The sequence below is a fragment of the Micromonospora sp. NPDC005298 genome (genome assembly GCF_040607375.1).
In the GTDB taxonomy this organism is placed as follows: domain Bacteria; phylum Actinomycetota; class Actinomycetes; order Mycobacteriales; family Micromonosporaceae; genus Micromonospora.
Window position 1 is genome coordinate 1 of the sequence record NZ_JBEXGP010000029.1, and the last position, 21,406, is coordinate 21,406.

Below are 21,406 nucleotides of genomic sequence, written 5' to 3' on the forward strand. Positions count from 1 at the left end.
ACGGTACGCAACGCCCGCGGCAACCCGGACGACCCGCTGACCACCGACGAGGTGGCCGCCAAGTTCCGTCGCAACGTCGAGGACGTCCTCGACCCGACGACCGCCGACGCGGTGGTGGCCGGGCTCCTCGACGGCGCTGACGGCGACACCCTGTCACGCGCGGCTACCGAGGTGATCGGCCGGTTCTGCCCGTAGGGCCCGCCCGCCGGCGCTCGTCAACCTCGGAGCGACGCCCGCCACGGCGACGTCGGACCTGTCCCGCAGGTCCTCGGCGGCCGGCGGGTGCACAGGTCCGCCGGGTCGGGGTGGCGCAGGTGATAGACCTTCCCCCATGCGCGGCCTTAGCGAGCTGATCGGCTCAAGGGTGTGGCCACGCCCGGCCAGCACCGGCTAACCCTCACACACGTATCCCCGGGTTTCCCGTGCCCCCACCTGCCAGCTCAGCTCGGGTACGGCGTGGCGGACGCACTCGGCGCCGTAGACCGCCACCGCGTCCGTCGGGCGTTGGAAGACGCTCCGTTTTCAAGGATCCCCTTGTCTGGAGGAGCATCGGCGGGCACAGTTCGAGGCGACCGATGGCCCAGATCGGGGCCAGGCTGTCGCGGGAATGGTCGAGCCGCTGCGCCCCGCGGGTGTGGGCGGCCTGGTCATGCAGCCAGGCGAGCCGTTCGTCTCCGGCGGCCAGGTAGCGCCGCGGGAAGTCCTCGTCGGACTCAGCCGTGGTGCTGAGAACCTTCCCGGCAGGTGTCCGTTCGTCCTCGTCCGACGAGATCATGTCGAGGACTTCGCCGAACGGCGCGCCGGCGACATCGCCCTCCTCGACGACGAACCGACCGCCGGCCGCCTGCGCCACCTCCTGCAACACCTCGAGGACCCGCGTCACCTCGGCCCGGAATCCGGTGGCCGGCAGCAGGGGGAAGGCGCGGCGCGTCACCGCTGCTTCGCGGGCTGGCCGAAATACTTGACCGTCGGGTCCGCGTCGCCACCGGACCGCAGATATTCCGCAAACCGGTCGGCGTTCGTCTCATGCACGAAGTTCCACGTTATCGACACGCTGGGCGTGAGGGCGACAGCCGTGTGGTACCAGCCGGCGGGGATGAAGATGGCGTCACCCGGAGAGAGCGTCGCGTCCACGACGGGCTCTATCGACCGCCACCGCGGAAAGCGCACGTCGTCCGGGTTCTCCACGTCGATCAGGGTGTCCCCGTCCGACAGGAACTCCGCCGCCTCCGGGGGATACATGACGAACCGCTTCTCTCCGGTGACCTGGCAGAGGACGGCATCACTCGCCCACGGATCGACGTGCAGCCGGGTACGACCGCCAGCGTCGCAGATGAACAGGCCTTTGGCCGGGAAGCTTTTCCTGACCGGATCGGCGTCCTGCCGGATGGCCGGAAACACGTAGTCAGTCGACGGCAACCAGGACGGAGCGGACCAGTCTCCGGCCAGTTCCTCGAACGCCTTGTCCGCGCAGATCATCTGGAACCGACGCTGCCGAACGTACCACCGCATGTACGGCACGGGCTCGTCGCCGCGCGCCCGCTTCTCCATCATCGCCACGAATTCGCTGAAATCGACCGTCCGCTGCATCTCGAACAGCGTGTCGAAGACAGGGACACGGTGGTGGCCGAATCTCTGCGCCAGCAGGTCCAGCTGCCACGGCGGCGCCATCGACCACGAACGCAGGAAGCAGTTCCGTGCGACAAACGGCCTGTTCCTGGATAGGTAGGTGTCGATGAACTCGCTCTGGTCAATGCCGGACGCCGATCCATGATCGATCATTGGGGTGTCCCTTCGTCAGGGCAGGGATCATTGGCCACCGCGACCGCCACCACCAGGTCCGCCTCGTGCGTGAGCGTCACCGTCATCTCGCCCACGCCCAGTTCCCGGGCGATCCTGCGGGCACCGCCGTGCAACGTCACGACGGGCCGGCCCCAGGAATCGCTGAGCACCTCAATGTCCCGCCAATGGATCCCCTGCCAGAATCCCCGGCCGAGGGCCTTGCAGGTCGCCTCCTTGACGCAGAAGCGGCCGGCGAGGCGCTCCACCCGACGCTCCGGCCCCATGGCGTCGGCCTGAGCGAGTTCCGCCTCGGTAAAGACCAGGGAGCAGTAACGCTGGTGCCGAGCGATCCGGGAGAACCGCCGGATGGCAAGCAGGTCGATGCCTATTCTCATGCCGGCCTGCCAACCGTGCCGGCGCGCATGCTCGGGGTTTTCACGCCACCGCGTCCGGGACCCCGGCTGTCAGGTAGTTGGCCAGGGTCCCGACCGTCCGGAAGACGTCGGGTTCCAATTCCTCCACGTCTACCTCCAAGCCGGTGGTGTCCTCAAGAGCCATCAGCAGCTCGATGACGCTGGTGGAGTCCAGGGAAAGGTCCTCGACGAGGCGGACGTCCTCACTCACCTGCGGGATCTGTCGGTCGAGCACCGTGGAGAGCGCGACCCGGATGTCCTCGATGGTCTGTTCGCGGTTCATGGGGCCTCATTCCTTCGCGCTTGCCGGCGATGCGGCGGAGCCGTACAGGTGCTGGTTTCTTAGCAGGTCTTCGGGCAGGTCACGACTGCGCACCAGGTGCGCCTCGCCGTCACGGACGAGAACCTCCGCGGGGAAACCGTGGCCCAGGAACATTCCAGGTGAGGCCGAAGGCCCGTAGGCACCCGATCGGGTGATGCCAAGGAGGTCACCCACCCGTAGCGGGGGCAGGGCGGCACGCTTGAGCAACGTGTCGTTGGGCGTGCAGAGCGGCCCGGTGACGTTCCACCTCCGCAGCTCGTCGCCGGCCGTCTCGCGGTTGAGCAACTGCACCGGGAAGTTTCGTTTGGCGAACGAGCCGATTCCGACGGCGGCCATGTGGTGGTTGGTGCCCCCGTCCGCGACGGCGAACGACTCCCCCATCGACTCCTTCACGTAACGCACGGACACGACATAGACGCCTGCCAAGGCGGTCAAGTAGCGGCCCGACTCCAGCATCAACCGGGTGCCCGGGTGGCTCCGTGCGAATTCCTCGACGAGCGGGTTGATCTCCTTGGCCACCGACGCCGCGCTGAGATCCTCCTCCCCCTCGAAGTAGGCGACCCCCAGTCCACCGCCGATGTCGACCGCCTCCAGCGGGATGCCGGTGACTGCCGCCACCCGGTCGGCCAACTCCAGGACGTACCGCGTGTTCTTCCCGACGACCTCGGCATCGAGGATCCGGGTGCCCATGTAGACGTGGACGCCGGCTAGCTGGGCGTACCGGTAGCGCGCCGTCAGGTCTCCGGCGGCGAGCACCTGGTCCTCGTCGATGCCGAACTGCCGTGGCTTGCCGCCCATGGTCAGCCGGGATCCGCTGACCAGATGCGCCGGGTTGATCCGTAGCAGGACACGCTGCCGGATGCCCCGCTCGGCCGCGAGATGTTCGATCCTGTCCACCTCGTCGAAGGACTCGGCGACGATGGCGTACACCCCCGTCTGCAGGCACGCCTCCAACTCCTGGTCGCTCTTGCCGGGGCCCAGGAAGATGACGTCCCCCGGCTCCGCCCCGCCCAGCAGGGCGGTGCGCAGCTCGAGCAGCGAGCACACCTCAGCCCGTGCGCCACCGCTGTGCAGGGTCTTGAACACGCTCACGTTCGGGTTCGACTTCAGCGAGAAGAAGATTTCGAGAGCGGGATGAAGGGCGTTGGACAACTCGGACAGACGCTCCAGCAGAACGTCACCGTCGTAGACGTAGAGCGGAGTGCCGAAGCGCTCCGCCAACTCGGTACAGGAAATCCCTTGGATCCTCACGAGCTGCTCCCGCTCTCTGCCATGACACGCAGGCACTCCTCGGTTTGGCTCCGCAAGGCGAGTGCCTCACCAGGGTCGGCAGCGATGCACACGCCATAGACGCGCCCGTGGAACGGCCCGGGCCCCGAGCCGAAACCCGAGTTCAGGGTGGCGAAGTTGTTGATCAGTACGCCCGGCAGGTTGGTCCCGTCGAACAGATGGCAGCCGAGCGCCGCGGCTACCTCCGCGAAGGAATGCGTCCTCGACAGCTTCAGGTTGAAGGTCGCGGCGACGGCGTGCCGCCCGTCACCGATGAACCGCTCCGCGAGCCGGCTCTGGTAGGTCGACATGTTGAACCGGGCGTTGATCTCCAGGCATGGGTACAAGGTCCCGTCCGGGCCGATCATTGCGTCCACGCCGGCGATCCCGTAGTAGCCGTCCGCGTGCAGCGCGCGGCCGATCACCTGAGCCGCCTCACGCAACTGGGCATTGTGCTTCTCGGACAGGGACACCGGGAAACGATGCCCCTGGTGCACGTTGTTCTGCAGCACCGCCTCCTTGACCGCCTCGAAACCGACGCGTCCGGAGCGGCTCACCAGGATCTGGTAGTTCAGTTGAACCGCGTCCTCGATCCAGGACTCGACCACCATGTCGACCCGCGCCTGTGGGCCGCGGCGGCCGATCAATCGAAGCAGCCGGTCTGCAGCGCTCGCATCGGGCACGACCGCCATACCCCGCCCGGAGACGCCCAGCGACTCCTTCACCACCGCCCGGCCGCCACCAGCGAGCTGGGCCCTGAGGGCGTCGGCCAGATCCATGACTCGCACGCACACCACACCTGGCACGGGCGTCAGTCCGAAGGCGTCAACCAGGCGGCGGCTGTAGATCTTGCCGTTCACCCTCTTGCACACTTCGGCACGCGGGCCGGCCAACGGCAGGCCCACCATCTCCGAGAGCTGTTCCTCCGCCGCGGAAATCCCCATCGGCATCAGGTGGGTCCGACCGTCCGCCAAGCCACGCAGAAAATCCAGTGTCTGGGGCGACTCCAGCACGTCCTCGGTGATCGTGCGCGACGGCAGCGACTTCTCCACCGCGACCACCTCGCCCGCCGAAGCGTCGAGCGCCCGAAGGTATGCGCCGTAGCCGTCGTCCATCGCCGACTTGAGCAGCACGATGTCCGAATCCTCGGCGAGCAGGGCGCCCATCTCCTCCATGCGGTTAACCGTCGCCGAGGCGAACGAGATGCCCGCACCGGGGAGTTTGGGTTCACCGACAGCCCAACTGCGCTCCACTTCGAAATTGTTGAGATAGACGAAGCGGGCGTTCTCGTCTTCCACGAGATCCCGCCTCAACCGTTTGGCGAAACCCACTACAACTCCTCGGTACCGCAACAGGGTCCTGCGAGACATGGCACCGCATGCAGGTGTCGACCATGCCGGGCGGGGGCACCAATCCGATACTGGCACCTGTCAGTACCTGGACGACGTGACACAGCGTCACCACTGAGCTGCCGCCCCCCGAAGCAGGACCGGCGTAGAATCACGGTGCGTGATACGAGCCCACCTTCTTCGCTGGGCGGTGCCTTCAAAGGATCTTGGTGTCGGATGATGTAGCGCGTGGGTCGTCGCTACGAGTTGTCTGACGTCGAGTGGGAAGCGCTGTCGAGGTATCTGCCGTCGGCGGTGACCGGTGGTCGGCCCCGGGTCGATGACCGGCGGGTGCTCAACGGGATCGTGTGGAAGATCCGGGCCGGAGCGGCGTGGCGGGACGTGCCCGCCCGCTACGGGTCCTGGCAGTCGATCTACACCCGTTTCCGCAGGTGAGCCCTCGACGGGACGTTCGAGCGGATGCTCGCCGGAGTGCAGGCCGACGCGGACGCGGCTGGGGACATCGACTGGCTGGTGTCGGTCGACTCGACGATTGTGCGAGCCCACCAGCACGCGGCTGGCGCTAAAGGGGGCGCCGAGAAGCGGACGAACCACAAGATCACGCCCTCGGACGAAGTCGAGGTGGGCTGATCACCAAGATTCACCTCGCCTGCGACGGCCTCGGCCGGACCCTGGCCTTCGTGCTCTCCGGCGGCAACGTCAACGACTGCACCCGCTTCACCCACGTCATGGCCGCCATCCGCGTCGACCGGGCAGGACCAGGCCGGCCCCGAGTCCGCCCGGACCACGTCATCGCCGACAAGGGCTACAGCTCCAAGGCCATCCGCGCCAACCTACGTCGACGCGGCATCGGCACACGATCCCCGAACGCGCTGACCAGCAGGCCAACCGCCGTCGGCGAGGCAACCGCGGCGGCCGGCCACCGACGTTCGACAGACAGCTCTACAAGCGGCGTAACGTCGTCGAACGCTGCTTCAACCGGCTCAAACAATGCCGCAGCGTCGCCACCCGCTACGACAAGACCGCCACGTCCTACCAGGCCACCGTCACCATCGCCGCGCTACTCCAATGGTTGTGAACCTTTGAAGACACGGCCTAGGGCGACGAGAAACTCGGGGGAACCCTCGATCGCGGATCGCCCGTGCGCCATGGTGATGTTGTCGGTTATCAGCAGATCTCCGCGGCGCCACGGAATTTCGACCTTCGTCGCGTCGTACGCGTCGTCGATCGCCGCCAAATCCTCCTCGGACAACGGCGAGCCGTCACCGAAGAAGGTGTCCATCGGGAGATGCCTGCCGAAAGCCTTGGTCATGAACCCGCGTTCCGCCGCATCCAGGCTGCCCGCGTTGAGGAAAGCAAGCTGGTTGAACCAGCATTCCTCTCCGGTCTCCGGATGCTTGACAAAGCCGGGTCGCCTGCGGACCGTATGCAGCAAGCCGCTGGGGAACCATTCGGACTGGATCTCCTCCGCTTCGAAGAGGTCCTCCAGCGCTGCCCGGTCCGGGACGGAGAACGCCTCGCGCCAGGAGAGGCCGAATCCGCCGTGGAAGTTCCGCACCATCGTCCAGCCGCTGGACCGCACGGCGTCGGCGAGATCAGTGGGCAGGTGCCGGACCATCTGGCGGGCGTCGCTGAGGTGAGCCCGCCCCGCCCCTTCCGGCGGGGTGACGCAGGCGGTGAGCACCACCGACGGGTACGTCGTGCTGAAGGAGCTCTCCTGGAGCGGGCAGATGTGCCGGTTCTGCGGCCAACTGATCGGCGAGAGGATGCCGTTGCCGAAGTCGGTGCGGCGGTTGAACACCTCGGTCGGCGTGAAGCCGCCGAACCCCAGCCGCTCCCGCGCCCGGGCCAGACTGTCCGGTCCTTCCATCGGCATGCCGTGCAGCAGGACCGCCCCGCGCGCCAGCAGCAATTCATGAATGGTCGCCGCCATGTCCTGCAGCCACGACATCGGTGAGTCGTCCGGGGCCTCGAAGGAGGGAACCGGCGCCTCGTCCGGTGACATGGGGACGATCTTGGTCACGTGACTTCTCCTGTCGACTCGGCCCGTCGATGCCCGCTCCGGTGAGACTCACTCGGCAGCCCTCGGCCGGGTTGCCCGCCGACGGCCGCACGCCGGATCCGCGCCCGGCGCCAACGACAGCCAGGCGGGCCACGGCACCGCCAGACCCATGGCCCGCCTGGTGAAGTACCGGACCGAGCAGACTAGTAGCCGGGGCGAGTCGCGCCGGTCCACCAGGAACACCAGGCGATCCATCGCCGGTGCGCGCGCCCGGGCCTCGGCCGACCCACAACCGGTGCCCGCTGCCGGGAGGGCGTTCGGCATCAACCACTTCAGTATGGATGCGGCGCACGGGCGGGACACCCTGGCAGGTGTTTGGGTGTACATCCCGGGACCAAACGGTCGCCCGCCCGTGACGTTGGGCTGGTCAGCTCATCATCAGCTATGGCACAGTACCCCCGGCGCCCGATGCCGAGCGGGGTCACCAGCCGGGTACGCCCCACAGGCCGGGCAGGCCGCCCGGCACGCCCACCAACGGCGCGGTGGATCCCACCAGGACGAGTCGTTTCGGGCTCGCGCCAGCAGCCGTCGAGCTCACTTTCTCCGCGGGGGACACAGTGGTGATGCCCACCTTCCTGAAGATCGCGACGTGGAACATCGGAGGCGGAATCCTCGGGGAATCCCATCAGCAGGGCGTAAGCCCCTCGATGGACTACTACGCATCGGTCCTGCAGCAGCACCGGCCCGACGTGATCTGCCTGCAAGAGGCGCACGATTACCACGGGAGCCGGATGGGGCAGGCTGAACACCTGGCGGGGGACCTCGGATATCCGTACTTCGCGTCCTTCCCCACCAGCGCATCCCACATGGCGGAGGATGCCTCACTGGCGCTCGGGATCGTGTCCCGCTATCCCGTCCGCGATGCCAGGTACGTGCAGTTTCCCAACCCTGAACTGCACGTGGTCGGACCGAACGGGCAGAGCTGGAAGCTGCACGACAAGGGCTATGTCGTCGGACGGCTGGAGCTGGGCGACCGTACCCTCGGCCTCCTCAACGGGCACTGCTTTCCGCTGCGCCGCTTCGGCATCAGTCCCACCGACCCGATCTTCGCCCCGATGTGGGAGATGCTGCGGACAGAACTGCTGGCCATCGGCGCGGCAGGTCCGGCGGTCGCCGCCGTCGACCTGAACCATGCGCGGCCAATGGACCTCCTAGCCGAGGTGCTGCTGCCGGGTCACTATTTCAGCGCCTTCGACGCCACCCCCACGACGCCCAACGGCATGCAGAAGGACTACATACTCTACGGGCAGACGATCCGGCTGCTCACCACCACGGTGGCGACGACCCGCTCCGACCATTCGTACTGCCAGGCGAGTTTCCTCCTGTGAGCCGGCTCGTCTCACAGGCGCGGCATCCACCCGCGCGGCGTCGTGACCACGGCGGGGGCGCAGGGGCGCACGCTCCGGCAAGCCGGTGCGGCATGGCGCGCCCCCGGCCCCGGGACTGTCCTGGCCAGCGCCGTTCAGACGGCGGAGCTGTTCAACGCCGAACGCGATGACCGCTCCGCCACCCGGTATCGGCTGCTCAGCCGCTGGTGGGACAGACTCAGGGATCGGTACCTGCCCGTCCTGACCTGACCTGACGCGCCACGCCGATGATCGCCAGTTCGTCACCGGCCTCGCTTGACTCGGGCTCGTCCTCCAAGTGGTCCTGGTCCGGCTGCCAGAAGTGGTCGTGCGAGGTTCGCCGGACCGAGCCGGACAGGTCGCCCCCGCCGTACCGCGGCGCGAGCGCATCGACGTAGAGAACGGAACCGGGACACGGGCTCATCACCGAACTCATTGCGGACGTAGAAGGCGACAACTTCCATCCGCAGCCGCTCGTTCCGTTCCCGCAGGCCTCGACTCGTGTTCGGCCGGCGCCACCGGTCGGCTTCAGTCGAGCCAGGTCAGGAAGCGTGTCAGCTCCTCCCGCAGTTGGGCCACGGACGGCCGCTGCACCTCGATCTCGGTCCTGGCCTGTTCGCCGACCGGCGACGTGCGGTAGACGTTCGTGAAGTCCTCTGCGGCAGGCTGCTGAAGGACGAGCGACGCCGCCGCCCTGCCGGCGGACCGCGAGATGCAGTGCAGTACCCGGTGATCGATGTGGTACACGGTCCCCGCAGGTAGGAGGGCCTCGAAAACCGCACTCAACTGCTCCTTGCCCTGCGCCTCCAGGGAGAAGGTGCTGGTCCCCTTCCCGATCGGCAGGTACTTGAAGTGGTAGTACTCGGTGCCCGGGCCGATCCTGAACTCCTGGGCGAAGTACTCGCCGACCACGAGTGCGGTCGTGAAGTCCCACCGATGCGAGTGGATGTCCTCTGTGATGAGGCCCGAGTCGTTCGGTTGTGGGTGCCACATGTGGAGCCGCAGCTTCCAGGGATTCTTCTCCCCGGCAAGCAGCACGATCTTCAAGAAGTTGTTCGCGTGGTAGTACGAGCTTTTGGCTATCTTGGCCAGCAGGTCGTCGTCCGAGATGACCTGACCGATCAGGGATCGCAGTTCTCCGGGCTCGGCAAGGTGGCGGACCACCGACTCCGACCCCTGGAAAGTCGACCCTTTCCCACTGCCCACGACCGATTCCAGATGGTGCCTGATCTCTTGGAGCGTGGCGACAGTCCCGATCACATGCTTTCCTTCCGTTGGCTCGCCGGTGATTCGGCTCAGCGACGTGATGCAGCGACACCGTCGACGGCAGTGCCGATTGCCTGGAGGATCTCCGCCGTGTCGGCAGCGGTGAGCGTCAAGGGCGGCGCGATGCGGATGACGCCGCGCTCGTGGCGCGTCATCACCCCTGCCCGCGCCGTGGCCTCGGCCAGGGCGGCAGCGGACTCCGGGCTGTCGGTCTCGATGGCGACCACCAACCCGAGGCCGCGGACATCGGCCATGAGGGGGGACTCGATCTTCTGCAGGCCCTCCAGCAGAGCAGCGCCCTGAGTCGCCGAGTTCTCGACGAGCCTCTCCTCGGCAATGACGTCGAGCACGGTGTTGGCGACGGCGGCGGCGACGGCGTGGCCCCCCGTGGTGTGTCCGTAGCGAAGCCCCTGGGCGACCGGCTCCTGGGCGAACGTCTCCTTCACCGGGGTGGTGACCGTCAACGCGGCCAGCGGGAGGTACCCGCCGCTGATCCCCTTGCTCATCGTGACCAGGTCCGGGGTGATGCCGTCGTGCTCGAACCCGAACATGCGTCCGGTGCGGCCGAAGCCACAGAACACCTCATCCAAGATGAGCAGTGCGCCGTGATCGTCACAGAGCCGTCGGAGCCGGGCGAGGAAGCCGGTGGGGAGCACGATGCAGCCACCGAGACCCAGCAACGGCTCGACCATGACCGCCGCGGCGGGCGGGCCGTTCTCGAGTTCCTTGGCGAACAGTGCGATCAACGCGTCCGCGCTCTCCGCGGTCCGCATCTCGCGAGGCGACGCGGGTAGTGCGACGTGGCTGATCGGGAAGGGTGCGGCCCACTCGCTGACGGTGAACGGCAACCCGGACAGCTGCTGGGCCAGGTGGGTCGTGCCGTGATAGGCGGCCGCGAAGGTTATGACCCGGTTGCGGTCCTGGCCGATGTTGCGCCAGTACTGCAACGCGATCCGCATGGCCGCCTCGGTGGCCTCGGAGCCGCTGTTCAGCAGGACGGTCTCGTTGAGCTCTCCGGGCAGGATCTGGGCGAGTCGCGAGGCCAACGTCTCCGCGGGTTCATGGGTCGACACCATGGGGTCATAGTGGACGAGCTGCTGGAGCTGCCGGGTCGCCGCCTCGATCAGCCGCGGGTGCCCATGGCCGCACGACGCGTTCAGGACGCCGGATATGCCGTCGATGTACCAACGGCCCTCCGCGTCGCGGACACGGTTGCCCTTCGCCTCGACGATCCGCGTCGAACCGGCCTGCTGGGTGATTGGCGTCCAAGGCCGCCACAAGGAACTCGTTGACGTGGCACTCTGCACTGTCTGCCTCTCCAAAGGACGGAGCGTCGGGTATTCGAGACTTCCGTTCGAAAAGCACCGAGCTGCTGCCGGAATTCAGGGCTCCCCACCAGCGATCTCATCGCAGAGCGTGAGCCGACCGCAGTTTTCCGCACGACGCCGCCAACCGCCGTGATGACGGCACTACGCCCCTCCCCGCTGGCAAGCCCAGTCTGCCCCAGATCTGTTTTCTAAAGTCCTAACAGGTAACAGGACCGGAGCGCCGAGTCGCACGGTGGAGGTGCGGGGCGGACGACCGCAGTGTGGCCGCCGGCGGGGCACCCGTGACGCCTCTGCCCCCGCCGGCCGGCACGACCGGTGCCGCTCAACGAATCAGTCGATGCGGCACTCGCTGTCCTCGACGAATCTGACATGCCGTTCATCCTGTTCGACGAAGGCCGGCGCCACGGTCAGGACCATCTCCATCGTTCCGAAGTAGTACACGCGGGTGTTCGGCGGTACCACTATCAGGTCGGTGGCGCCGACAGCGATGGCCTCACTGTTCAGGTGGAACACACCTCGACCGCTGACGATGTAGTAGATATAGGCACTTCGAACGTTGTAGAACTCCTGGAAATGACCTCGTTCGACGTGCACATGGACAACCGTTGCGGATGGATTTTCCTGACCGTAGACGGTCAGGTCGATGCCGTGCTTGGTGAACTTCTGCGCGTCCTGGGCCGCGTACCTGTACTGCACCTGCGACGCCTCCTGTCCCTCGGGCCGGTCATCGTCCGGGCGGGCCAAGAGCGCCGGCAAGCGACCCACAGGCCGAGGACGCAGGTGCCGGGCGCAGGCGACGGCGATGCCTCCCGTGCCGGCCGGCAGTCCGAGCATGCCGCACCCGAGGCACGTTCTCGTACTGATACCTGTCAGTACCTCGGCACGAGGTTCAGCCGCGTCCCGGGCGATTGAGGTCGGGCAGCAGAGCGAGGTGCTCCTCCCGCACCAGGTCGAACCGGAGCGCGAAGGCGACCAGCGCCTCCCGCTTGGAGTGCATGCGTCCCTGGTCGACATACTTGGCCCACTGCCGGACGGGGAGCTTCTGATCCGCCAGGTAGTCGATGTGGTAGTTGATGCTGCTGCGATTCGCGTCCCGGAACTGGTCGATACTCTTGAGCCGTTCCACCGCCTCCCGCACCGAGGGCACGGCAGCCATCGACGATCCGCGTAGGCGCGGTTCGCACAGGGCCACCAGGACGGCGAAGTACATGCTCGTCGCGTCCAGCTTGGATATGGCGGACTCCGACTCCAAGGCCGCCTGCTCGGGCAACAGCAGGCGAGGCGGCGGACCGAAGACGGTCAGTTCCGATATGCCCGTGCCGGTCGGAATGAGAATGCGCGAGAGTTCAAACGGCACAACTACTCCGAGTTGCCGGGGTCGCGCCTTGACCAATTCGGTCCCGCCCTCTAGATTCTCAATCACATAGGTGGTGCTGGTGGTGAGATTTGAGATGAGCAGGTGGCGGTCGGTGACCTCAAAGGCTCCGATGATCGGGGCCGCCCCGGGCTGAAGTTCGCCAGTGTATCGGGATATGCCGAAGTTCAGCTGATCACCGTCTTTGAGGTTAACGCGCTCCTTGATGCTGGTCCCGCCGGGATGGCGGGCCCTGCTTCGCCATGTCACGATAGCCTCTACTTCGGCCTCGATCGTCGTCTGCATGAAAAGCGCCCCCGTACAGAAACCCATTATGCCGGCTTTACGATTTCTCTGCCGGCGATCCGGTTGGACGTGGTCGATGTGACAACGGTCGGCACAACCGGCGACCCATTGACATGCCACCCGACCAACAGATTGATCATCGTAAGGCATGGATGCAACCTGTCAAGACCATCTCCTGGTCCGTTTTCGGCGAATTATGCACCGGTTTGCTGCCACTTCTTCGTGTGTGTGCTCGGGATCTCCCGTCCTCGCCGCCCAACCTCAGGACGGAGGAGTGCGAGCACCCACCTTGAGGGCGTCAGCGAGATCCAGCACCAGGTCGAGTGCGGCACCGCGCGGCCCCGACACGGTCACGTGCGCGCCGCCGGGATGGGCGCCGACTGATCGAAGAGCCTCGACGAACGCCCGCAACCGGGCGCCCGGCTCGAAGGGACCGGGATCACCCACCCAGCAAACCTCGGCACCCGTCGCGCGTACCTTCTCGACCAGCGGGGGCAGCAGATCCGAGGCCATCCCGGCCACGAACGTCAACCGGCCAGGCTCTCGGCAGGGATCGAGCCAGTCGATCAGCCGCAGGATTCTGTCGGGTTCGACCTCCACCCCGAGCCGGATCGCCAGGGCGTTGGGGGCACGGACCAGCGCGTCCAGCCGGTCGGGATCGGTCAGGCCGGCGTCGAGCCACAGTAGATGCCCGGCCGTGGCACAGCCCGCACAACCCGGACAGTCGTGCCCAGCGAACACCTCTCCGCCTCGGCTGAGGCGAGTCAGGCCATACCCCTTCAAAAAGGCGAGGCCGCGCGCGATCCTGGACATTTGGTCCCGGTGGCGGGCGTCGACCTGCGCACCGGCACTGCCCCACGGGATCTCCCCCAGGTCGGGACCTAGACCAGCCGTCAGCGCCCGAACAAGGTTCAGCGCGGCCGCCTGATGGTGGTATGCGCCCGCGATCAATCCCACCTTCACCACGGGCAGGCCGGTGACGTACGTCAGGATGACCTGCATCTGGGTGAGCGTGCGCAGCTGCTCGCGGACGGCCTCCCGGCCGATCTGGCCGTCCGCTTCAACGGGGCCGCCCACGTGGAGCAGCACGGCCCTCCCCGCTGCTACATCGGCGGTCCGCTGCCGCAACAGCTCACACTCGCCATCGGCGACCAGCGGGGGCAGGGCCGTCGCGCCGGTCATCGCCGGTACGCCGTCCCGCGCGCTCGCCTGGCTCAAGCTGCCCGCCCTCCCCCGCGACCTCGGCGATCGGAACCGGCTCGCGACCGGACCGCCTGGCATCGCGGGCACGACCCCCGCAGGTCGGTCACTACCGCAGAAGATCTCAGGCTTCGACGGCGTACGGCGAATCGTCTTGGACGGTCGTGAAGAACTCGCCGAGGAAGTCCTCCAGATGAGCCTGCGATTCCGCCACGAAAAGCACCTGCTGCTGGGCGTGCGAGTTGTAGTCCTGGGCGGCCATGTCGGCCACGCTCAGCGGCCTGATGTTGGCGTTCCGGAACTGTGTGAGCTCCTTGACGGAGGACATCAGGCTGGCACCCCATGCCTTCACCTCGCCCCCCTCGTTCACGAGCCCGCACTCGACACCGAACCAGAAGACGCGCGAGACGAGATCCACCGCCCTGGGGTCCTGCAGCCGCCGCACGGCGTCTCCCGCGAGCTGGTACAGCTGCGTCCAACGCTCGTTGACCAGGTGCGGGCCGTGCCCTACGACCTCGTGAATCATGTCGGGTTCGGGAGAGAACTCCGGTCGGGAGTGATGGCGGATGTATTGAGTGGCCCGGAAGCTCCGATCGGCGAGACTCTCGTAGAAGGTCCTGGCCTGGATGCTGCCGGCGACGGCAGTCATCCGGAAACCGGTCTCCTTCTCGATGGTGTCCGAGACGTCGCGAAGCTGCGGCGGACGGTGCGAGGGAAGCTGGAGCGCGCTCAGCGATTCGAGGTACGCCGCGGTCGCGTAGCTTCGGTGGAGGTCACGCAACTTCGCGGTCACCAGCTGCCAGACCTGGCGGTCACCGTCGGAGTACGCGACGTGTGAGGGCGGATCGCCGGGTCGCGCGTACAGCGCCAGGGCAGCGATCCAGCGGCGGTGCTCGATGTAGTGCTCGTCGCCGTACCCCGGATGAATGTCGGGCAGGGTCACCGACACCTCGCCGTCGCTGTTGCGGACAATTGCCGGCCCCGGCCGATTCGTCGACACCATCGAGTCAAGAGCTTGGTCAGTCATGTTGGCCACCGTAATTTTCTCGTCCTGAAGCTCGGTCCCGCTGTTTGTGGGAACTGCGGCGCCGAGCGTGAATGGGACCTGCGACAAGCGAGTCCGAGCCTCACGACGCCAGCGAGGCGTCCGGGGCAATGAAGATCTTGGGTCCGAGCGGCTCGTCCAAGCTGGCCGCCAATGCCTCGCCGAACCTGACCATCGGGTAGACCGGGCCCATCAGGTCGTCGATGTCGAGCTCGCCGACCAGGCGTATCGCATCGTCGAGCGGGCCGTAGGAGACCGAGGCCAGCGTGACGTCGTTGCGTACGGCCCGGGTAACATCCAGTGCGAGGGGCACCGCCGGGCGGCTCTTCAACACGACCACCCCGCCGGGTCGGACCAACCGGAGCGCCAGGTCGAGCGCCTCGTCGGTGCCGGCGGCCTCGACCACGAAGTCGTAGTATCCGCGAGAGGACCCGTCGGTCGCGATCTCACCAAACCGCACACCCTGCTGGCTGCCGAGGGACGGCGCGGCCTCGACGTCGGCGAAGCCGCGGGCCCGCATGATTCGGGTCGTTAGGTCCGCGATCCGTCCTGAACCCAGCACGATTCCCCTGGCGTCGGGCCGGATCGGAGCCCCGAGCACCGCGGACATCGCGGCGATCGGCTCCACGCACGCCGCCCGTTGCAGCGGCAACTCCGGCGGCACGGCACGCAGGCTAACCTCCGGCACGACCACCTGCTCCGCGAACGCGCCGTCGACGTCCACACCCAACATGAGCCGGCGTGCGCAACGGTCACCGTCCGCGCACGCCTTGCAGTCCCCGCACGGGATCAGTGGTTGCGCCACCGCCAGCCGGTCGCCGACCCGGTACCTGCTCATCGGGTCGGTTTCGACGACCTCCCCGACCACTTCGTGACCGAGGGTCCTGGTGCCTCCGAGCGGCAGGAGTCCGGTCGCCGCTTGGACGTCGGTGCGGCAGATGGCCGCCAGCAGCACTCGAAGCCTGAGCCAACCGGCGGGTCGTGACGGCACAGGAATGTCGCCGAGCTCGACACGCGTAGGGCTCCGAACGACAGCCTTCATGAAATCCGTCCTCCTGAAGGTTGATCGATGCACCAGTTCACGAAAGGAATTCCCGGCCATTCGCAGGGAGGTCATGACTGATCTTTTCCGTGGTTCGCGCTGGCCTCGCCCCAGACGTTGTACTCCATTATGGACACCATAGCCGCACCTCATCGGGCCTCGGTCCTAGCGTTTGTTAGGACCTCGGTGCCGAGCGGCGGCACCGACACCGACTCCGCCGCACGGGACGTGGACCGGTCCGAACACCCCGAGCCCAAGCCACCTCGGCTCGAATCGCGGCCCCCGACGACCGTGGCAGCGAGGCATGAGCGCGAGCCGAATCGCCCACCACCTCCGGCCTCGCCGTCAACCTAATCTTGACAGCTTGACGGCGGACCCTGATGCCCGTTAGGGCCTCGGCCGGGCGTCTCCACAATGGCCACGACATCCTGACCGGTGTCAGTACGTGCGCCATGCGCCACTCGCTAGCCTGAAGATTCGTCACAGTCGGCACCGTGCCAGATCGGGAGATCACGCGGCATCGTGAGGAGTCCCATATTCGACCCCGGAACGAGTTGGCGTCGTCGACCGTATCTGTTGCCAATTCTCTGAAGGGCCCGGTCCGACAGGTTGTCCGACGCTTTCGGAACGAGGAGTTTCCTTCGGAGGAGCAGGTGCCGATGCTCCGGCGCACAAGACACCGCGTCCTGACACCGGCAGGCGTCACGCGCATAGAGGGACCGTTGTCAGTACCTCACCCCCACGCCTCCCGGGGACCGGGTTCACCCGGCGAAGAGGCACGACCTGCCGCAGGGCCCGTCGCGAGAATCGCCCGCCGATGACCGAATTCACCGGGGAGTTCTGGCGAAAGGGCGACGCGGGGTTCGAGGACGCCGCCACCGCGCGGCTCTTCAACAGCCGCCGGCCGTCCCGTCGGCCGATGGCAGTGCTGCGCGCTGCCCACACCACCGACGTGGCAGCCGGTGTACGGCTGGCCGCGGCGCAGGGCTGGAAGGTCGCGGTCCGCGCTGGCGGGCACAGCTGGGACGCCTGGTCACTGCGCGAGGACACCCTGCTCATCGACCTGGTTCAGTTCAGCGGGATGTCGTACGACCCGGCCAGCGGGATCGTGGCGGTTGGCCCGGCGGTGCGCGGCGGGCTGGACTTGGACCCGTACCTCGCCGCGCACGGCCGGTTCTTCCCGGTGGGCCATTCCCCCACCGTGGGCCTGGGCGGCTTCCTCCTACAGGGTGGCATCGGCTGGAACTGTCGCGGCTGGGGTTGGGCCGCGGAGGCCATCGACTCGATGGATGTGGTCACCGCCACCGGAGAGCTGGTGCGGTGTTCAGAGACAGAGAACGCCGACCTGTTCTGGGCGGCGCGAGGCGGGGGCCCCGGCTTCTTCGGTGTGGTGACCGAGTTCCGGCTGCGTACACGTCCGCGGTTCGCCGAGCTGATCCAGTCGAGCTACGTCTACCCCGCCGACCTCGCGTCGGAGGTGCTGACCTGGTACCACACCGCACGCCACGACCTGCCGCCGTCCGTGGAACTCGCCGCCGTTGCCTGCACGACGCCGGGACTCGACCGGCCGGTGCTGATCATCGACGCGGTCTCGTTCGATGGCGGCCCGACCTCGCTGGCCGCCCTCGGCGCCTGCCCCGTGGCCGGCAAGGCGCTGACGGCCAAGGTGGCCCAGCCGGTACGGTTCACCGACCTGTGCGCGGAACAACTGCGGGCCAACCCCGAGCAGCACCGCTACTTCGCGGACAACGCCTTCCTCACCGGATCTTCCGCGGAGCTGGTCGCGGCGCTGCTGCCGGCCTTCACCGACTTGCCCACCGCCAGAACCTTCACCATGCTGGGCGACTTCAGCCCGCTGTGGTCACGCCGACCACCGGACATGGCCGTCTCGCTGCCGTCCGACCTGTACTTCGCGGCGTACGTGATCGGCCAGACCACGGCGGAGGACGCCCACTGCCGCTCGTGGCTGGACGTCACTATGAGTCGAGTGGCGGCGTACTCAGCAGGCTGCTACCTGGGCGACAGTGACCTGACCGTCCGGCCCGACCGGATAATGTCCGACGCTGCCTGGCTGACGTTCCAGCAGATTCGTGCCACCCGGGACCCCGAGGGCCGCTTTCCCGGCTACCTCGGCACTCCGACGCCGAGCTCCGCGACCCTGACAGTAGCCGACGGGTCACGGACCGAGGCGAAGTCGACCAGTAGTCGGTCTAGGTGAAGGTGGGGTTGACAAGGTTATGTCACTAACGTTGGCCGATCGGTTCCTGCGCGGATTGACGTTGTCCGCCGACCGTCCCGCCGTGCGGGTCGGTCCGGACGTCGTCACCTATCAGCAGCTGCACGACACAGCCCTGAGCTGGGCGGGTTCGCTCGTGTCGAACGGGTCCCCGCGTGCGGTGGGTGTCCTGGCGGGTAAGAGCGTGACCGGCTATGCGGGCCTACTGGCGGTGCTCTACGCGGGCGCTACGGTCGTTCCGCTGCATCCGAGCTTTCCCGCCGCACTCACCCGCCGCATGATGAAGGTGGCCGGGGTGGACACGGTGATCGCGGACGAGCAAGGTCTGGCGGTTCTCGGGGAGGTCACCGATCAGGAGACGCACATCCGGGTACTGGACACCGGCGGTGTCGCCGGCAGCTTCCCGACGATCCCGGTGGCGCCGCACCCGGAATTCGTGGCACCGATCCCTGTGGTGCCGTCGGACCGGGCGTACATCCTCTTCACGTCGGGTTCGACGGGGACCCCCAAGGCGGTTCCGGTCCTGCACCGCGGGTTCACGCACTACTTCGAGCAGCTCGACAGGCGGTGCGACTTCGGGCCCGACGACGTGCTCGCCCAGACGTACGACCTCAGCTTCGACCCTGCCATTCATGACGTCTTCGCGGCCTGGGGGGCGGGCGCGACGATCGTGGTGGTGCCGCCGGCGGCGTACCGGGATCTTCCCTCGTTCATCGCCGAGCACCGAATCACCATCTGGCACTCGACGCCCAGCGGGATCTGGATGGCTCGGGAGATGGGTGGGCTGGAGAAGGGCGCGCTGGGCGGACTCAAGTGGTCGATCTTCGGCGGAGAGGCGTTGCGCTGTCAGGACGTCGAGGACTGGTTGGCGGCCGCTCCCGACTCGAAGCTGGAGAACCGTTACGGGCCGACGGAGCTGTCGATCGGCATCTCCTATCACCGTTGGGCCGGCGAGGAGTCGGTCAGGCGAGGCATCAACGGAACCGTGCCGATCGGCAGGGTGCACGCCGGCCACGACTTCCGCCTCGTAACCGAGCAGGGGCAAGAGTCGTCCATGGAGGGTGAGCTGTGGGTCACGGGTCCGCAGATGACCGGTGGGTACCTCGACCCGGCTGACGACGAAGGACGGTTCGTCGAGTTCGACGGCCGGCGCTGGTACCGCACGGGTGACCGGGTCCGGGCAAACCCGGACGGCGTCCTGGCCTACATCGGCCGGATGGACTCCCAGGTCAAGGTGCACGGGTCACGCATCGAGCTGGCCGAGGTCGACCACGTCCTGCGCGAGTGCGAGGGGGTCCATGACGCGGTCACCGTCGCGCGGGCCACGGACCACGGAACCGAGCTGATCACGTTCTACACCGGCAGTGAGGTGCCGGAGTCGAAGCTGGCGGACGGTGTACGTGCCGTGCTGCCGAGCAGCGCGGTGCCGGGGCGCTACATCCACCTGGAGACGTTGCCGTTGAATGCCAACCGCAAGGTCGACCGCTTGGCGTTGCGGAAGCGGGCCGAGGCGCTGCCGGGCTGAACGACAAGTCGTGCCCGCCCGGTCCGGGGACTTGGCGGGCACGACTGTAAACGATCACACGGCTGCCAGGTCCGCCGATTCCCGGTCCCTCGCTGACGCCACGATGTCCTGCTCCGCCGTCAACTGCCCACCCAGACGTACGCCGAGCAGCGCCACGCCGACACAGCCCGCGCAGAGCAGCGCGATCCAGCCAGCCCCGAGGCCGATGGAGATCAGCCCCGTGGACAGCGCCGGGGACGCCACGAATGCCAGCGAGACCGTCCCGCTTGCCATCGCGTTGGCGCGGCCTCGGACCCGGTCGTCGGTGAGGGTGTTCACCAACGGCATGAGCGTCGGCGCGAGGATCGTCTCGCCGAGCCCGAACAGCCCCGCGAAGGCGAAGACCAGCGCGATCCGCACCCAACCCGGTGCGGGCAACGCCGACAGCCCGAAGACCGCCCAGGCCACGCCCCAGATCAGACCGATCAGCGCGAGCGCCCTACTGCGTCGCAGCGACCGCACCAGCCGGAGCATGGACAGTTGTGCGACCACGATGACGATCGTGTTCACCGTCAGCGCCAGGGCGACGGCGTTCACCGGCACCCCGGCGACCACCGAGGCGTAGGCCGGCAGTCCGGAGTCGAGGGCGGCGTAGCCAGTGAAGGAGAGCACGAGCGTAGCGATCATCACCGAGCGCAGGCCACGAGACGCGAGGACATCGCGGTATCCGGCCTTCTCCTGGGCCTGTTCGCGTGCCGGCCGCCGCACGTTCGGCAACCGGAGGATGATGCCGCAGGCCACGATCTCCAACACCGCGCAGGCCAGGAACATGGCCTGGAACGATGCGGCATGCCGCACATTCGCCACCACCCCGCCGACCGCGGCGCCCAGGCCGATCGCAGCGTTCATCCAGGTGAAGCTGACCGCGAACGCCCGCTGCTGCCGCTCCGGGTCCTCGTCGATCCCGGCCAGCAGCATGCTGAACGCCGGGAACGAGGGACCGAGCGCAGCACCCTGCAGCAGCAGGACGAGAAGCGCCGTCAGGGTGCTGTGCACCCACACCAACCCGACCGCGGCGAGCGCCTGCCCGGCGATGGCCGCGACGAGCACGGGCCGTGCTCCCACCCGGTCCAGCAACGCGCCGGCGAACGGGACGGTGACGAGACTCATGACGGCCATGGCGGCGAACAGTGACCCGATGACCGCCAGCGGGATGCCGCGAACCTGGTGCAGATAGATGAGGGTCAGCGGCACCACCAAGCCGTTACCGATGGCCAGTATGACCCTACCGGCGATGAGCAGCCGCGCGGCTCTCGTCATTCGATTCCTAACCATCCCCGCAGGATCGCAGCTTTCGGACATCGCCGACCCTGACGAACATGAGTAGCGGGCGTCGGCATGGCCGAGCGGACCGAACTGTGGGCAGCAGCCACCCCCGGACCACGGCGAGCCTCCGGACCCTGGCACCCGGACGGGGTCCAGCTACGCGGCGGAACGCATCGGCGGGGTTCCGCCTACCGGAAGGCCGTTATCCTGGCTCGATGCTGTCGGTGAGCGCCCGGCGACCGCACGCGGGGCGATC

19 protein-coding genes and 2 pseudogenes are annotated in these 21,406 nt (G+C 67.5%); 5 read left to right on the plus strand and 16 right to left on the minus strand.

Translation table 11 applies throughout. From position 1 onward, the window contains the following. Positions 1-195, plus strand: a pseudogene (locus ABZS77_RS26795) (hypothetical protein); the annotation flags it as partial. Positions 196-397: 202 nt separating this feature from the next. On the opposite strand, the gene ABZS77_RS26800 reads toward ABZS77_RS26795, so the two are convergent. Genes ABZS77_RS26800 through ABZS77_RS26825 form a run of 6 tightly spaced genes read right to left on the minus strand, consistent with a single transcriptional unit; the run spans position 398 to position 5,084 of the window. Next, positions 398-934: a hypothetical protein gene (locus ABZS77_RS26800; protein WP_354828284.1), complete on the minus strand. Its 537-nt coding sequence runs from the start codon at positions 932-934 to the stop codon at positions 398-400. After that, a complete protein-coding gene (locus ABZS77_RS26805) occupies positions 931-1,782 on the minus strand; it encodes a cupin-like domain-containing protein (RefSeq protein WP_354828287.1) in 852 nt (283 codons plus the stop codon). The genes ABZS77_RS26800 and ABZS77_RS26805 overlap by 4 nt, the downstream gene beginning before the upstream one ends. Continuing rightward, positions 1,779-2,177, minus strand: a complete 399-nt coding sequence (acpS, locus tag ABZS77_RS26810) for a holo-ACP synthase (protein WP_354828290.1) — start codon at positions 2,175-2,177, stop codon at positions 1,779-1,781. Before acpS ends, ABZS77_RS26805 begins: the two co-directional genes overlap by 4 nt. Positions 2,178-2,217: 40 nt before the next feature. Further along, positions 2,218-2,478 (minus strand): phosphopantetheine-binding protein, encoded by a 261-nt coding sequence (locus tag ABZS77_RS26815; RefSeq protein ID WP_354828293.1) that lies wholly within the window; start codon positions 2,476-2,478, stop codon positions 2,218-2,220. Positions 2,479-2,484: 6 nt separating this feature from the next. Next, positions 2,485-3,768, minus strand: a complete 1,284-nt coding sequence (locus ABZS77_RS26820; RefSeq protein WP_354828295.1) for a type III PLP-dependent enzyme — start codon at positions 3,766-3,768, stop codon at positions 2,485-2,487. Next, positions 3,765-5,084, minus strand: a complete 1,320-nt coding sequence (locus tag ABZS77_RS26825; protein ID WP_354828297.1) for an ATP-grasp domain-containing protein — start codon at positions 5,082-5,084, stop codon at positions 3,765-3,767. Before ABZS77_RS26825 ends, ABZS77_RS26820 begins: the two co-directional genes overlap by 4 nt. A gap of 279 nt (positions 5,085-5,363) precedes the next feature. Between ABZS77_RS26825 and ABZS77_RS26830 the strand changes: the two are divergent. Beyond that, a pseudogene (locus ABZS77_RS26830) lies at positions 5,364-6,213 on the plus strand (IS5 family transposase). Here the strand turns inward: ABZS77_RS26830 and ABZS77_RS26835 are convergent. Both ABZS77_RS26835 and ABZS77_RS26840 read right to left on the minus strand, forming a co-directional pair. Next, positions 6,196-7,158, minus strand: coding sequence for a TauD/TfdA family dioxygenase (locus tag ABZS77_RS26835; RefSeq protein ID WP_354828300.1), 963 nt, complete (start codon positions 7,156-7,158; stop codon positions 6,196-6,198). The pseudogene ABZS77_RS26830 and the gene ABZS77_RS26835 overlap by 18 nt on opposite strands. A gap of 48 nt (positions 7,159-7,206) precedes the next feature. Further along, positions 7,207-7,392 (minus strand): hypothetical protein, encoded by a 186-nt coding sequence (locus ABZS77_RS26840; protein ID WP_354828303.1) that lies wholly within the window; start codon positions 7,390-7,392, stop codon positions 7,207-7,209. Between the two features lie 368 nt (positions 7,393-7,760). On the opposite strand from ABZS77_RS26840, the gene ABZS77_RS26845 reads away from it, so the two are divergent. Next, positions 7,761-8,525, plus strand: coding sequence for an endonuclease/exonuclease/phosphatase family protein (locus ABZS77_RS26845; RefSeq protein ID WP_354828305.1), 765 nt, complete (start codon positions 7,761-7,763; stop codon positions 8,523-8,525). 546 nt (positions 8,526-9,071) lie between these two features. Here ABZS77_RS26845 and ABZS77_RS26850 read toward each other — a convergent pair. The 7 genes from ABZS77_RS26850 to ABZS77_RS26880 form a co-directional block, all read right to left on the minus strand. Further along, on the minus strand, positions 9,072-9,803 hold the full coding sequence (locus ABZS77_RS26850) for a hypothetical protein (protein ID WP_354828308.1): 732 nt from the start codon (positions 9,801-9,803) through the stop codon (positions 9,072-9,074). 35 nt (positions 9,804-9,838) lie between these two features. Continuing rightward, on the minus strand, positions 9,839-11,116 hold the full coding sequence (locus ABZS77_RS26855) for an aminotransferase class III-fold pyridoxal phosphate-dependent enzyme (RefSeq protein WP_354828311.1): 1,278 nt from the start codon (positions 11,114-11,116) through the stop codon (positions 9,839-9,841). A 351-nt stretch (positions 11,117-11,467) separates the two neighbouring features. After that, complete coding sequence (locus ABZS77_RS26860) at positions 11,468-11,971, minus strand: cupin domain-containing protein (protein WP_354828314.1); 504 nt, start codon at positions 11,969-11,971, stop codon at positions 11,468-11,470. Positions 11,972-12,026: 55 nt separating this feature from the next. Further along, entirely contained in the window at positions 12,027-12,797 is a 771-nt protein-coding gene (locus ABZS77_RS26865; protein ID WP_354828317.1) for a hypothetical protein, read from the minus strand. Between the two features lie 261 nt (positions 12,798-13,058). After that, the gene (locus tag ABZS77_RS26870; protein WP_354828320.1) at positions 13,059-14,015 is read right to left on the minus strand and encodes a 3-deoxy-7-phosphoheptulonate synthase; all 957 of its coding nucleotides are present in this window, start codon (positions 14,013-14,015) and stop codon (positions 13,059-13,061) included. A 106-nt stretch (positions 14,016-14,121) separates the two neighbouring features. After that, a complete protein-coding gene (locus ABZS77_RS26875; protein ID WP_354828323.1) occupies positions 14,122-15,024 on the minus strand; it encodes a hypothetical protein in 903 nt (300 codons plus the stop codon). Positions 15,025-15,124: 100 nt separating this feature from the next. Next, a complete protein-coding gene (locus ABZS77_RS26880; protein ID WP_354828325.1) occupies positions 15,125-16,159 on the minus strand; it encodes an alcohol dehydrogenase catalytic domain-containing protein in 1,035 nt (344 codons plus the stop codon). 742 nt (positions 16,160-16,901) lie between these two features. Between ABZS77_RS26880 and ABZS77_RS26885 the strand changes: the two genes are divergently transcribed. Both ABZS77_RS26885 and ABZS77_RS26890 read left to right on the plus strand, forming a co-directional pair. Then, a complete protein-coding gene (locus tag ABZS77_RS26885; RefSeq protein WP_354828327.1) occupies positions 16,902-18,302 on the plus strand; it encodes an FAD-binding protein in 1,401 nt (466 codons plus the stop codon). Between the two features lie 31 nt (positions 18,303-18,333). Beyond that, on the plus strand, positions 18,334-19,845 hold the full coding sequence (locus ABZS77_RS26890) for an AMP-binding protein (RefSeq protein ID WP_354828329.1): 1,512 nt from the start codon (positions 18,334-18,336) through the stop codon (positions 19,843-19,845). A 54-nt stretch (positions 19,846-19,899) separates the two neighbouring features. On the opposite strand, the gene ABZS77_RS26895 is transcribed toward ABZS77_RS26890, so the two are convergent. Then, positions 19,900-21,144, minus strand: coding sequence for an MFS transporter (locus ABZS77_RS26895; RefSeq protein ID WP_354828332.1), 1,245 nt, complete (start codon positions 21,142-21,144; stop codon positions 19,900-19,902). Positions 21,145-21,406 lie beyond the last annotated feature (262 nt).

Bases quoted from the DNA above. Each gene is read 5' to 3' on its own strand.
- ABZS77_RS26805 (WP_354828287.1), bottom strand. From the start codon at position 1,782: ATGATCGATCATGGATCGGCGTCCGGCATTGACCAGAGCGAGTTCATC.
- acpS (WP_354828290.1), bottom strand. From the start codon at position 2,177: ATGAGAATAGGCATCGACCTGCTTGCCATCCGGCGGTTCTCCCGGATC.
- ABZS77_RS26815 (WP_354828293.1), bottom strand. From the start codon at position 2,478: ATGAACCGCGAACAGACCATCGAGGACATCCGGGTCGCGCTCTCCACG.
- ABZS77_RS26840 (WP_354828303.1), bottom strand. From the start codon at position 7,392: ATGGATCGCCTGGTGTTCCTGGTGGACCGGCGCGACTCGCCCCGGCTA.
- ABZS77_RS26845 (WP_354828305.1), top strand. From the start codon at position 7,761: ATGCCCACCTTCCTGAAGATCGCGACGTGGAACATCGGAGGCGGAATC.
- ABZS77_RS26860 (WP_354828314.1), bottom strand. From the start codon at position 11,971: ATGCTCGGACTGCCGGCCGGCACGGGAGGCATCGCCGTCGCCTGCGCC.
- ABZS77_RS26865 (WP_354828317.1), bottom strand. From the start codon at position 12,797: ATGCAGACGACGATCGAGGCCGAAGTAGAGGCTATCGTGACATGGCGA.
- ABZS77_RS26875 (WP_354828323.1), bottom strand. From the start codon at position 15,024: ATGACTGACCAAGCTCTTGACTCGATGGTGTCGACGAATCGGCCGGGG.
- ABZS77_RS26880 (WP_354828325.1), bottom strand. From the start codon at position 16,159: ATGACCTCCCTGCGAATGGCCGGGAATTCCTTTCGTGAACTGGTGCAT.
- ABZS77_RS26885 (WP_354828327.1), top strand. From the start codon at position 16,902: ATGACCGAATTCACCGGGGAGTTCTGGCGAAAGGGCGACGCGGGGTTC.
- ABZS77_RS26895 (WP_354828332.1), bottom strand. From the start codon at position 21,144: ATGACGAGAGCCGCGCGGCTGCTCATCGCCGGTAGGGTCATACTGGCC.